This window comes from Dechloromonas agitata is5 (assembly GCF_000519045.1).
In the GTDB taxonomy this organism is placed as follows: Bacteria; Pseudomonadota; Gammaproteobacteria; order Burkholderiales; family Rhodocyclaceae; genus Azonexus; species Azonexus agitatus.
Genome location: NZ_KI912532.1, coordinates 53043 through 65069, shown reverse-complemented (window position 1 = coordinate 65069; position 12027 = coordinate 53043). Strand labels below are relative to the sequence as shown.

Genomic DNA, 12027 nt, shown 5'->3' with positions numbered 1-12027 from the left:
GAATCAGAGAATGGCTGCGTAATCCGGGTCGAGATCGAGGCGCAGGGTACTGGTGTAGACGTTGAACATCGTCGCCAGATCGATCACGGCGATGATTTCGCAAATTTCCTCGCGGCTGAAGCCTTCGTCGAGCAGGGCCTCGAACGCCTCGTCCTCGACGCAGTTGGGGTTGGCGGTCACCTTGAGGGTGAAATCGACGACTGTCCGGTAATAAGCCGGCAATCCGAGCGAGGAACTGGCGCTCGCCAGGTTCTTCAGGTCCTCGAAAGCCAGGCTCTTGTCCAGGCTGAGGACGCTCTGCGCATGGCAGGCCGAGCAGTAGCGCGCCCCGTTCCGGGCCGATACGACGAAGACGATCATTTCCTTGAGCGGCAAAGGCAGTGACCCGGCGAACAGGGTTCCCTTGGCACGCTCCCAATAAGCGCGGGCCAGCGCCGGGTTATGACCGAGGCTCTGCAGCCAGATGGGAACCGAGATGGCGCCGGTCTGCTTCATGAAATCGTCGTAGACCGCCCGGGTTTCCGGGCTGGCGGCGGTGTAGCCGGTGAGGACGTAACGTTGCATGCCGTTGTATTACTGCAAAATTTGGAGAATTTATAATTATTCTCCCACTATTCACCGGCCAAAGCCATCACCTTGCCGGAGGCCGGCCGCTAGCGACGGCGGGTGGCGATTTGCCGGTCGTGCCAGCCGGTCAGCAGGGCCAAGGCGCTGCTGGCACCCATCAGGGCCATGAACATGTCAGATTGCGTATCCCACACGTCGCCCTGCGTGCCGAGGAATTCGTCAGCCCCCTGGCCGAGGGCGATGGCGGCGGCCCATTCGATCAACTCGTAGCAGGCGCTGATCGCCATCGCCACGCAGATGCACAGGAAGGCCAGCATCCTGCGGCCACGCACGAAATCGCCGCGCAGCAGGATTTCGCGGGCAACCATGGCCGGCACGAAGCCCTGCATGAAATGGCCGATCTTGTCGTAGGGGTTGCGCAGCGTGCCGAGGATGTCCTGCAGCCAGAAGCCGAGTGGCACGTGAGCATAGGTATAGGCTCCGCCCAGGATCAGCACCAGGGCATGCAGGGCGATCAGGACGGCGAGCAGGTCGGTCAGCGGAAAGCGCTGGCGGGTGGCGATCAGGATGGGCAGTGCGATCAGCACCGGGGCGACTTCCATCAGCCAGGTCAGTCGCTCGGTGGGGGCGATGCCGGAAACGAGCAGGGCAATGACGACAATGGCCATCAGGCTGGCCTGTAGGGGACGTTGAAGCATGGCGGGGGCGCTCAGCGGAAAAAACGGCGTTCAGCGACAGTGTAGTCGACAACGCCTTGGGCGCAGAGGTGGGCGCTGGCCGGCTGTCCAAGGTGCCTGTCCAGCCATTCCTCGGCATGGTTGTTGGCCGCCAGGCAGGCCTGCCTGGCCTTGCCGCCGCATTTGGCCTGTAGCAGATGCCAACGGCCGTCGGCCTCCAGGTAGTAATCCGGTCCGGCTTGGCGCAGGATGCCGCTGACTGGGATGAGCGGTGCGTTGCTCGCCCGGCAGTCGGCAATCGCCGCCCGGGGGCGTTGCTGGCCGTAGAGCAACAGCAGGCCGATCAGCGTGCCGAGGCCAAGCAGGACGGCGACGGTCAGCATGCCTTTCAGCCAGTCTGTCGATTGGTCAGTGGGCGAGACCATCGGCAAACCCGTTCAACCTTGAACCCTCAGCTGGCCGCGTAGAGCTGGCTCCCAACGGGAGAATTGTCGCGAAGGTACAAAGGCCTGTGCTCGTGCTGCCAACCATCGAAGGATCAGCGGTGAGCTGAGGTTTCAAGGTTCAAACCTCGTTGCGAATCAGTTCCAGCAACTCCGCGCCGTAATGCTCGATCTTGGCGCTGCCCATGCCGGTAATGCCGGCCAGCAGGCCGTGGCTGACCGGGCGGACTTCGGCCAGTTCGCGCAGCGTCTTGTCGTGCAGGATAACGTAGGCCGGGACGCCCTGCTCACGGGCGGTGTCGGCGCGCCATTGGCGCAGCAGCTGGAACAGGGCCTCGTCGGCTACCGAGAGGTCGCTGAGCGGAGCGCGGCTGGTCTTGCTCGGTGCCGATTTGCGCTTGGCCGGGCGGCGCAGTTGCACGCTACGCTGCCCCTTGAGCACTTCGCGTGCCGCCTCGGTCAGTTGCAGGGCACCGTGTTCGGCCATGTCGACATGGACCAGCCCGGCGGCGGCCAGCTGCCGGAAAACGCTTTTCCAGGCATGGTCGTCGAGATCGGCGCCGACGCCGAAGGTCGGTAGCTGATCGTGGTTCCACTGTGTGACCTTGTCGGTCGCCTTGCCGCGCAGCACATCGATCAGATGCGTGACGCCGAAGCGCATGCCGGTACGGAAGATGGCCGACAGCGCCTTCTGGGCCGCCTGCGTGCCGTCCCACAATTCCGGCGGGTTGTCGCACACATCGCAGTTGCCACAGGGCGCGCGTTCTTCGCCGAAGTAGTTGAGCAACACCTGGCGCCGGCAGCGGGGCGCTTCGCAGTAGGCGAGCAGGGCGGTCAGGCGCTGCGATTCGAGAATCTTCTGGCCTTCGGCGGCGCCTGATTCGGCGATGCGTGCGTGTTGCAGCGCCACATCCTGCATGCCGTAGGCCATCCAGGCTTCCGACGGTTCGCCGTCGCGGCCGGCGCGGCCGGTTTCCTGATAGTAGGCCTCGATGCTCTTTGGCAGGTCGAGGTGGGCGACGAAGCGGACATCCGGCTTGTCGATGCCCATGCCGAAGGCGATGGTGGCGCACATGATCAGGCCCTCATCGCGCAGGAAGCGGCGCTGGTTGGCGGCCCGCTCGGCGGCCGGCAGGCCGGCATGGTAGGGCAGCGCCGGATAGCCTTGGGCCGACAGCCACTCGGCCGTTTCCTCGACTTTCTTGCGCGACAGGCAATAGACGATGCCGGCCTGGCCCTGGCGACCGGCCAGGAAGCCGAGCAGCTGCTTCCGGGCGTTGTCCTTCTCGACCACGGTGTAGCGAATGTTCGGGCGGTCGAAACTGGACAGGAAGACGCGGGCGTCGCTCAGGCCGAGGCGTTGCAGCATTTCGTTGCGCGTCGCCTGGTCGGCCGTGGCTGTCAGCGCGATGCGTGGAACATTGGGGTAGCGTTCGTGCAGCGCGGAGAGTTGCAGGTATTCCGGGCGGAAATCGTGGCCCCACTGCGAGACGCAATGCGCTTCGTCGATGGCGAACAGGGCGAGTTTGCCGGCTTCGTACAGGGCATCGAGCAAGGCCAGCGTGCGGTCGAGCAGCAGGCGCTCGGGGGCGATATAGACGAGGTCGATATTGCCGCTGAACATTGCCTGTTCGACGGCCTGGGCTTCGCGCCAGTCGAGTGTCGAGTTCAGGCAGGCAGCCTTGACGCCGAGCTGAGTCAGCGCATCGACCTGATCCTGCATCAGCGCGATGAGCGGCGAGACGACAATGGCGCAGCCCGGACGGAGCAGGGCGGGAATCTGGTAGCACAGGCTCTTGCCGCCGCCGGTCGGCATGAGGACCAGGGCGTCGCCACCGCCGGCAACATGGCCGATGATGTCGGCCTGTTCGCCGCGGAAAGCCGGGTAGCCGAAGACATCGCGCAGGATGCCGAGGGCGCTCGATGGGGTGGGCACGTTAGGGGTCAGCTTTCGGGCAGGATGGCTTCGCGGCGCAGTGTTTCGCCATCCCAGGCCAGTGCTTCGCCGCGATCCTCGTGCCAGTCGGCGAGTACCCAGCGTTCGACATGGATGCCGTCGACAAAATGGTCATGGGTTGCCGGGTGGTGCGTATGGCCGTGGATCATCGTGGCGTAGGCATGATCGCGCAACAGGTCTTCCGTCGCGGCGGCCTGCAGGTCATCGTACCCCCGGTTGGCCTGCTTGCGGCGGGCGCTGCGCCAGCGGATGTAGCGGCCGAGCAGATCGCGCATCCAGCGCGGCTTGGCGCGCATTTTTCGTTGCCATTCCGGATTGCGTACCTTGGCACGGTAGGCCTGATAGGCCTGGTCGTCCAGGCATAGCGCATCGCCGTGCGAGAGGACGAAAGACCATTCCGGCCGGATCAGGTCGTAGGGGTCGGGTAAAAGGCGAACCCCGGCCCTCGCGGCAAATTCCTCGCCCAGGGCGAAATCGCGGTTGCCGTGCATGACGAAAATCTGTAACCCGGCGTCGCTCGCCGCGCGCAGGGCGGCGGTAATCCGGTTGTGATAAGGGTCGTCGATATCGTCGCCGACCCACACTTCAAAGAGGTCACCGAGGATGTACAGGGCCTCGGCCTGGCGGGCGCGGCCCGACAAAAAGCGGAGGAACAAAGCAGTCGCCCCGGGTGACCGGGGCGACAGATGCAGATCGGAGATGAAGAGGATCAAACGATCTCGGCCTTCTCGATCACGACGTCTTCCTTCGGCACGTCCTGATGGAAACCCTTGTTGCCGGTAGCGACGGCACGGATCTTGTCGACCACGTCCAGCCCTTCGGTCACTTCGCCGAAGACGCAGTAGCCCCAGCCCTGGCCGGACGGTGCGCGGAAATCGAGGAAATCGTTATCGACGACGTTGATGAAGAACTGGGCCGTTGCCGAGTGCGGGTCGTTGGTGCGCGCCATGGCGATCGAACCCCGCTTGTTCTTCAGGCCGTTGGCCGCCTCGTTCTCGATCGGTGCCTGCGTCGGCTTCTGGTCCATGCCCTGGACGAAACCGCCACCCTGGATCATGAAGTTCTTGATGACGCGATGGAAGATGGTGCCGTTGTAGTGGCCAGCTTCGACATAGGCCAGAAAGTTGGCGACGGTCTTCGGCGCCTTCTCGGCATCCAGCTTGAGGGTGATGTCACCTTGGTTGGTGGTCAGCTTGACTTGCGACATGAGTGAATCCTTACTTTTCGGAAATGACTTTGACGTCCTGAATGACGACCGGGGTGGTCGGCACGTTTTCGTAATAGCCAAAGTTGCCGGTCGGCACCTTGGCGATCTTGTCGACGACGTCCATGCCCTGAACGACCTTGCCGAATACGGCGTAGCCCCAGGTGCGACCGTCGGCCGGCGAACGGTGGTTGAGGAAGGTGTTGTCCTTCAGGTTGATGAAGAACTGGACACGGGCGGAATGCGGATCCTGGGTGCGGGCCATGGCGACGGTACCGCGATCGTTGGTCAGGCCGTTGTTGGCCTCGTTCGGCAGGGCCGGCGTGCGGGTCTTCTTCTCTTCCATCGACGAGTTGAAACCGCCGCCCTGGATCATGAAGCCGTCAATCACGCGGTGGAAGATGGTCGCTTCATAAAAGCCGTGCTTGGCGTTGTAGAGGAACATCTCGACTGTCTTCGGCGCCTTGTCCGGGAACAGCTCAAGCGTGATCTTGCCCAGGTTGGTGGTCATTTCGACAGTCGGCGCCGCCCAGGCGGCAACGGAAACGAGCAGGCCGGCGGCGAGCAGGGAAATTTTCTTGAACATCAGGCGCTTCCTTCGTAAATGATTTTCCATTGGCCATCCTCGCGTTGCCAGTACTGGCGCTTTTTCATCCGGTTATCCAGATTGTTGCTGCGATAGTCCTGTTCGAACGTGACGACGGCGACCTCATCCTTGCCCGGATTGCGGAATACCGAGAGGTTATCGATCTTCAGCGTGATCCATTCCTTGCTGGCATTGACCTGTTTCTTCTGGGCGGCAAAGACGTCGAAATCCTGGTTGCCGGCCTTGAAACGTTTCGAGTAGTGACTGAGATAGCGGCCGGTGTCGCGGCTTTCCCAGTCGGCACGCCAGCGCTCGATGGCGGTCTTGATTTCCTTGCGCTCCCGGGCCCAGTCGTCGACCGACAGCCATTCGATCGTCGGGCTGATGATCACCGGCGTCAGGCCGACCTGCAGGTTGGGGGCGACCAGGTTGAGGTCCTGATTAGTCAGTACGACGCAGCCGTCGGAAGCGCGTGGCGGCCGGGCGAACGTGTCAGACGGCGTGCCATGCAGCCAGATGCCGCTGCCGCCGCGTCCCTGGCGCTTGTCCCATTCGTTCGGGTAGTTGAGCGGGAAAGCGCCGCTGCCGTAGAGGTCGGCCAGCTTCTGCCTGGGCAGGTTGGCGGTGACGTGATAGACGCCGATCGGTGTCTTCTTGTCGCCTTCGACGAACTTGTCGGCGCCGAGCTTGCCGTGCGTGACGTAGTAATCGGCGACCAGGCGCGGGCGGCCGTCCTGACTGCGGTCGTTCTCATACAGGTAGAGGCGCGAGCGCTGGGTGTCGACGACGATGGCATGGTGCTGTTCCGGCTGCATCTGCAGCAGGTAGCGCGGCACGAATTCGGTGGACGGTTTCTCGCGATAGGCTTTCAGGCGGACCAGGGCTTCGGCGCGCAGATCGGCCACCTTGTCGGCCGGTGCCTGGCCGAGGGCGCCGAAGGTCTGGATCGGCTTGGTTTTGGCGAGCAGCAGGTCGCCCTTGATCAGGTTGGCCAGGCGATAGTTCGGGTACTGGCGGAGCAGCGCCTCGGTCAGGTGTAGTGCATTGTCGAGGCGATTGGCTTCGATTTCGGCGAAGATGCGGGCCAGCGTTCCCTCGGCCCCGGCCTCGGCGACAACCGAGGCGAAGGGCGCCTGGGCAGCCAGCACATCGGCGGCTGTCCGCGCGACCGGCGCGGAGAGCGCCGAGGCGGCGCTACCCGGTTGCGATTCATGCGGCTTGTCGGACAACTTGGCGATGGCCCCCGCCGTGACGGTCGCCGCCAGCACCAGCAGGAGGTGGCGAATCTTCAACCTCACCGGGCGTTTTCTTCCTTGATCAACCACTTGCTACCGGAGCGGACGAGCACCAGTGTCTTCGAGGTCGTGCTCGACAGGCCGGTCGCCTTGTAGTGCTGGCGGAACTTGGCGGTCGCCTTGTCGCCGTTGATGGTGACCACCGGATTGTCGACGGTGACGGCGATCTTGCCGCCCTTGCCGGCAATGCGCTGTTCGCGCTCCTGTTCCCAGGCCTTGCGGCTCATGCCCTTGGGTGTGTCGAAATCGCTGGCATAGGCGCCGAGATAGGCTTTCATATCCTTGCGCGACCAGGCGTCGGCCCAGGCCTTGACGGCCCTGACGACATCCTCGCTGGCCGGGTTGGTGGCTTCCTTGACCGGGGTCGGTGCGGCTGCGACCGGTGCCGGCGTGGGCGCCGGAGCAGCGGCCGGTGCCGGCTTGGCCGGTTGTGCCGCGACGGCGGCAGCACCCTGGGTGGCGGCGACGACCGTTGCCGTGGCGGGGGCGGCTGGTTTGGCGGTGACCGGAGCGGCCGGCGCAGGCGCGGCCGCGGGGGCCGGTATTGCGGCAGCCGGTGCGGCAGCCTGCGGCTTGACGTTGGCCTTGCCGGAGGTGGTGATCAGGTCGCGGATCAGGGCCAGCTTGTTCTGCGTCGCCGCGTTGGAGTTGTCCAGTTGCAGGGCCTTGTCGTAGGCCTGGCTGGCCAGCTTGGCATAGACATCACCGAGGTTTTCGTAGGCAATGGCGTAGGACGGGTGCGTCCGGATGGCCATTTCCAGCGCCGTGCGCGCCTTGTCGTACTGCTTCTGCTGGGCGTACAGGACGGCCAGGTTGTTGTACGGCTCGGGCAGCTCGGGGTAATCCTCGGACAGCTTGGTGAACACGGCGATGGCCTCGGCCGGCTTGTTCATCTCGGTATAGATCAGGCCCTTCAGGAAGCGGCCTTGGGCATCCTTCGGACGGCTGCTCAGGTAGGCGTCCACCTTCTCCATGGCCTGCGGATACTGCCCCTGCTTGATCAGGCGTTGCACCTCAGGCAGGTTGTCCGCGAAGGCGGGGGCGGCAAAGCCGATGGCCAGTCCGATCGCCAGTGCGCGCAACGTCTTGAGTTGCTTGAAACGGGGCCGGGGCAGGGGGATCGAGGTCATCGCTATGCTATACTTTTCGAGGTTATACGATCCTTCGATTCTATCAAAAACGCCGGTGAATCCATAGTTTTGAGCGTCCCGGCGCTGTCCAGAAAACCTCCCGGCATGCTAAAGATCTACAACTCGCTGAAGCGCGAAAAACAGGTATTCACCCCCATCGAAGCGAACAAGGTTCGCATGTACGTCTGCGGCATGACCGTCTATGACTACTGCCACCTCGGCCATGCCCGCGTGATGGTGGTTTTCGACATGGTTTACCGCTGGCTGAAGGCTTCCGGCTACGACGTCACCTACGTCCGCAATATCACCGACATTGACGACAAGATCATCAAGCGCGCCATCGAGAACGGTGAAACGATCCAGCAGCTGACTGACCGTTTCATCGCCGCCATGCACGAGGATGCCGACGCGCTCGGCGTCCTGCGCCCGGACCACGAACCGCGCGCCACTGAATACGTGGTCGAGATGCAGGACATCATTCGCAAGCTGGAAAACAACGGCCTGGCCTATCAGGCGGCCGATGGCGACGTGAATTACGCAGTGCGCAAGTTCCCCGGCTACGGCAAATTGTCCGGCAAGTCGCTCGATGACCTGCGCGCCGGCGAGCGGGTCGAGGTCGATTCCGCCAAGCAGGATCCGCTTGATTTCGTACTCTGGAAGCACGCCAAACCGGGCGAACCGGCCTGGCAGTCGCCTTGGGGCGAGGGCCGGCCGGGCTGGCATATCGAATGCTCGGCGATGAGTTCGACCCTGCTCGGCAATCATTTCGATATCCACGGCGGCGGCCAGGACTTGCAGTTCCCGCACCACGAGAACGAGATCGCCCAGTCGGAGGGGGCCAACTGCTGCTCCTACGTCAATTACTGGATGCACAACGGGTTCGTGCGCGTCGATAACGAGAAGATGTCGAAGTCGCTCGGTAATTTCTTCACCATCCGTACCGTGCTCGAACAGTTCGACGCCGAGGTCGTGCGCTTCTTCATCCTGCGTGCCCACTACCGCAGTCCGCTGAATTATTCCGATGCCCACCTGGAGGACGCCAAGCGCAGCCTGGACAGCCTGTATTTCACGCTGCGCGACGTGCCGCCGGCAGCTGTCGCCATCGACTGGAGCAGCGACTTTGCCGCTCGTTTCGCCGCGGCGCTGAACGAGGATTTCGATTCGCATGGCGCCATCGCCGTGCTGTTCGAACTGGCCGCCGAAGCCAATCGCCAGAAGAGCGCCGAGTTGTCCGGTCTGCTCAAGGCCCTGGGGGGCGTCATCGGCCTGCTCGAACGCGAGCCGATGGCTTACCTGCAGGGGGGCGCCACTGCTGGCGGGCTTGACGAGGCAGCCATTGCGCAGATGATCGAAGATCGTGCAGCGGCCAAGAAAGCGCGTAATTTCGCCGAGGCCGACCGTATCCGCGATGAATTGAAGGCGGCCGGCATCGTCCTCGATGACAGTCCGCAAGGCACCACTTGGCGGCGTGCCTGAATGACAAAAGCCCGACGATGTCGTCGGGCTTTTGCTGGGTGGCGACGGAAATGCTTACTTGATGACCTTGCCGCCGGCGCCGACGACCGTCAATTCGACATAGCGTGAGCCGAGGCGGCTGTTCGGGCCGTAGTTCACCTTGAAGCCGCCCAGATCGAAATTCTGCATGCCTTCCATGGTGCTGACCAGCTTTTCGCGGGTCAGGTCCTTGCCGGTCTTCTTCAGCGCCTCGGTGACCAGGCGGGCGGTGATGTAACCCTCCAGGCCGTAATAGGAGAACTTGTCCTTCTGCTTGTCGAGCAGCTTCTGGTATTCGCGGACGACGCCGATGGTGTCGTTCCATGGATAGGGCACGACCTGCGAGATGCCGATGCCGCGTGCGTCGTTACCCAGTTCCTGGGCCAGCACCTCGCCGCCGACCGGCGACAGGGTGAGGAACATCGGGAACTGGCCGATCTGTTTCATGGCCTTGACGAAGGCAGCAGTCGGTTTGTACAGGGTGACCATGACCACGGCCTGCGGCGTCGATTTGCTGATCGCTTCGACGGCCTTGGTGACATCGACCGAGTTGCGCTCGACAGTTCCGACGGCGACCGGCGCCAGGTTGGCCCGTTTCAGTGCGTTGGTGACGCCGTCGAGGCCGGATTTGCCGAAGCCGTCGTTCTGGTAGAAGACCGCGATGTTCTTCAGGCCCAGCGCGATGATCTGGCTGACGATGGCCTCGGCTTCGTCGGCATAGCTGGCACGGATGTTGAACATGTAGCGGTTGTTCGGGTTGGCGGAGGGCTGCTCGCGCAGGCTGCCGGCGCCCGAGATGGTGCCGATCAGCGGCACCTTGGCCGGGCCGAAGACCTTGTTCATTGCCTCGGTGGTCGGCGTTGAGCCGTAATAGCCGGTTAGCGCGAAGACCTTCTTGTCCTGGATCAGTGCCTTGGTGTTGGCCAGGGTGCGATCGGTTTCATAGCCATCGTCGATGGTGATCAGTTCGACCTTACGGCCGTTGATGCCGCCGGCCTTGTTGACCTGGTCGAAATAGGCGGTCATCGCCTCCCGCATCTGCATGCCGTACAGCCCGTTCGGGCCGGTGAAGGGGGCGGACATGCCGAGGGTGATGCTGGTGTCGGTCACGCCGTCGTCGGCGTGGGCCTGGCTCAGGCCCAACGCCAGCAAACTGGCGAAAAGTGCGTTACGAAATGATCTCATTGTCTCCGGTGCCTTATGTTGGAAGTGGATTGGGGCACGGTGAACAATGGTGTGCTTTCCTGACGACTGGCTTACAGTAAAAAACCGCCGTTGCACAAAAAATGGGCTGGCCCCCATGGCGCCAGCCCGTTTTCCGTTCAGCCGGAAAAGCTATTTCATCAGCTTGCCACCAGCGCCGATCACCGTCAGTTGGACGAACTGCGAGCCGGCATGGTTATTCGGCCCGAAGCTGACGCGATAGCCGCCAAAATCCTGATTCATCCCCTCCAGCGTCGATACGAGCTTTTCGCGGCTCAGTTCCTTGCCACCGGCCTTGCGCAAGGCTTCGACGGCCAGCTTGGCGATGATGAAACCTTCCATGCCTGTGTAGGAGTACGTCCCCTGCTTGCCGACGAAATGCTGGTATTCCTTGGCGATCGGCAGGGTGTCGTTCCACGGGTAGGGCATGACCTGCGAGATGCCGATGCCACGGGCATCGTTACCCAGTTCCTGGGTCAGTTGCTCGGCGCCGACCGGCGACAGGGTCATGAACATCGGGTTCTGGTTGAGCTTGTGCAGGGCCTTGACCATCGCCGCCGTCGGTTTGTACAGGGTAACCATGACCACTGCCTGCGGGGCGGCCTTGGCGATGGCTTCGACGGCCTTGCCGATATCCTCGGAATTGCGCTCGACACTGGCGGTTGCCGAGGGGGTCAGGTTGTGTTTCTTCAGCGCATGGGTCAGGCCTTCGAGACCGGCCTTGCCGAAACCGTCGTTCTGGTAGAAGACTGCAATGTTCTTCAGGCCGAGGGTGGCCAGCTGCGTGCCGATCGCCTCGGCCTCATCGGCATAGCTGGCACGCTGGACGAACAGGTAGCGGTTGTTCGGGTTGCCGGCCGGCGGCTGGCGTAGCGACATGGCGCCGGAAATGCCGCCGATCAGCGGCACCTTGGCCGGGCCGAAGACCTTGTTCATGGCATCGGTCATCGCCGTCGAACCGTAGTAGCCGATCAGCGCGAAAACCTTGTTCGTTTCGATCAGTGTCTTGGTATTGGCAACCGTTTTTTCCGGATCGTAAGCATCGTCGAGAACGGTCAGTTGCAACTTGCGGCCGTTCACCCCGCCGTTCTTGTTGACCTGTTCGAAGTAGGCGTTGATGACATTCTTCAGCTCCTGACCGTGAGCGCTGGCCGGGCCGGACAAGGGGACGGACATGCCAAGGCTGATCGAGGTGTCGGTGACGCCGGTTTCGGCAAAGGCGGCAGGCAAGGCCGCGATGCCGATCAGACAGGCGGACAGGATGTGGCGAATCGCTTTCATGAGTTTCTCGCTATCGAGGCCGGAAGAATCCACCCATTATATGGGCGGAAATGCTTGCTGTTGTCACGAAAAGGCGCTGAAAAGCCGCTTGCTGTGCCGGAATGCGAGGGGCAGCCGTCGTCTCGGCCATAAAAAGCGCCCCGGGATTGCTCGCGGGGCGCCTGGTGTGTTGCCTGGCTGATCAGGTACT

At 62.9% G+C, this 12027-nt stretch carries 12 protein-coding genes; 1 reads left to right on the top strand and 11 read right to left on the bottom strand.

The genetic code is table 11. From position 1 onward, the window contains the following. Positions 1-3: 3 nt before the first annotated feature. The 9 genes from K420_RS0100315 to K420_RS0100275 form a co-directional block, all read right to left on the bottom strand. Positions 4-564 carry a carboxymuconolactone decarboxylase family protein gene (locus tag K420_RS0100315; protein ID WP_027456289.1) on the bottom strand — a complete coding sequence of 187 codons (561 nt, stop codon included), beginning with the start codon at positions 562-564 and terminating at the stop codon, positions 4-6. An 89-nt stretch (positions 565-653) separates the two neighbouring features. Continuing rightward, entirely contained in the window at positions 654-1265 is a 612-nt protein-coding gene (locus tag K420_RS0100310; RefSeq protein ID WP_027456288.1) for a DUF2238 domain-containing protein, read from the bottom strand. An 11-nt stretch (positions 1266-1276) separates the two neighbouring features. Then, a complete protein-coding gene (locus K420_RS0100305; protein WP_157274947.1) occupies positions 1277-1669 on the bottom strand; it encodes a hypothetical protein in 393 nt (130 codons plus the stop codon). 139 nt (positions 1670-1808) lie between these two features. Continuing rightward, positions 1809-3623, bottom strand: coding sequence for a DNA helicase RecQ (recQ, locus tag K420_RS0100300; RefSeq protein WP_232422707.1), 1815 nt, complete (start codon positions 3621-3623; stop codon positions 1809-1811). Between the two features lie 8 nt (positions 3624-3631). Next, positions 3632-4357 (bottom strand): UDP-2,3-diacylglucosamine diphosphatase, encoded by a 726-nt coding sequence (locus K420_RS17710; RefSeq protein ID WP_035854325.1) that lies wholly within the window; start codon positions 4355-4357, stop codon positions 3632-3634. After that, positions 4354-4851, bottom strand: a complete 498-nt coding sequence (locus K420_RS0100290) for a peptidylprolyl isomerase (protein WP_027456285.1) — start codon at positions 4849-4851, stop codon at positions 4354-4356. The genes K420_RS17710 and K420_RS0100290 overlap by 4 nt, the downstream gene beginning before the upstream one ends. 10 nt (positions 4852-4861) lie before the next feature. Next, on the bottom strand, positions 4862-5434 hold the full coding sequence (locus K420_RS0100285; protein ID WP_027456284.1) for a peptidylprolyl isomerase: 573 nt from the start codon (positions 5432-5434) through the stop codon (positions 4862-4864). After that, positions 5434-6732 (bottom strand): L,D-transpeptidase family protein, encoded by a 1299-nt coding sequence (locus tag K420_RS0100280; RefSeq protein ID WP_232422705.1) that lies wholly within the window; start codon positions 6730-6732, stop codon positions 5434-5436. The genes K420_RS0100285 and K420_RS0100280 overlap by 1 nt, the downstream gene beginning before the upstream one ends. Beyond that, entirely contained in the window at positions 6729-7859 is a 1131-nt protein-coding gene (locus K420_RS0100275; protein ID WP_027456283.1) for a nuclear transport factor 2 family protein, read from the bottom strand. The genes K420_RS0100280 and K420_RS0100275 overlap by 4 nt, the downstream gene beginning before the upstream one ends. Before the next feature lie 105 nt (positions 7860-7964). Here K420_RS0100275 and cysS point away from each other — a divergent pair, with 105 nt between their 5' ends. Next, entirely contained in the window at positions 7965-9335 is a 1371-nt protein-coding gene (gene cysS, locus K420_RS0100270) for a cysteine--tRNA ligase (RefSeq protein ID WP_027456282.1), read from the top strand. A gap of 54 nt (positions 9336-9389) precedes the next feature. On the opposite strand, the gene K420_RS0100265 is transcribed toward cysS, so the two are convergent. Both K420_RS0100265 and K420_RS0100260 read right to left on the bottom strand, forming a co-directional pair. Then, complete coding sequence (locus K420_RS0100265) at positions 9390-10538, bottom strand: ABC transporter substrate-binding protein (protein ID WP_027456281.1); 1149 nt, start codon at positions 10536-10538, stop codon at positions 9390-9392. A gap of 150 nt (positions 10539-10688) precedes the next feature. Next, positions 10689-11837, bottom strand: a complete 1149-nt coding sequence (locus tag K420_RS0100260; protein WP_027456280.1) for an ABC transporter substrate-binding protein — start codon at positions 11835-11837, stop codon at positions 10689-10691. Positions 11838-12027 lie beyond the last annotated feature (190 nt).

What these genes read in the sequence shown, in the direction of transcription:
- K420_RS0100315 (WP_027456289.1), bottom strand. Translation starts at nt 564, where the DNA reads ATGCAACGTTACGTCCTCACCGGCTACACCGCCGCCAGCCCGGAAACC.
- K420_RS0100310 (WP_027456288.1), bottom strand. Translation starts at nt 1,265, where the DNA reads ATGCTTCAACGTCCCCTACAGGCCAGCCTGATGGCCATTGTCGTCATT.
- K420_RS0100305 (WP_157274947.1), bottom strand. Translation starts at nt 1,669, where the DNA reads ATGGTCTCGCCCACTGACCAATCGACAGACTGGCTGAAAGGCATGCTG.
- K420_RS0100290 (WP_027456285.1), bottom strand. Translation starts at nt 4,851, where the DNA reads ATGTCGCAAGTCAAGCTGACCACCAACCAAGGTGACATCACCCTCAAG.
- K420_RS0100285 (WP_027456284.1), bottom strand. Translation starts at nt 5,434, where the DNA reads ATGTTCAAGAAAATTTCCCTGCTCGCCGCCGGCCTGCTCGTTTCCGTT.
- K420_RS0100275 (WP_027456283.1), bottom strand. Translation starts at nt 7,859, where the DNA reads ATGACCTCGATCCCCCTGCCCCGGCCCCGTTTCAAGCAACTCAAGACG.
- cysS (WP_027456282.1), top strand. Translation starts at nt 7,965, where the DNA reads ATGCTAAAGATCTACAACTCGCTGAAGCGCGAAAAACAGGTATTCACC.
- K420_RS0100265 (WP_027456281.1), bottom strand. Translation starts at nt 10,538, where the DNA reads ATGAGATCATTTCGTAACGCACTTTTCGCCAGTTTGCTGGCGTTGGGC.
- K420_RS0100260 (WP_027456280.1), bottom strand. Translation starts at nt 11,837, where the DNA reads ATGAAAGCGATTCGCCACATCCTGTCCGCCTGTCTGATCGGCATCGCG.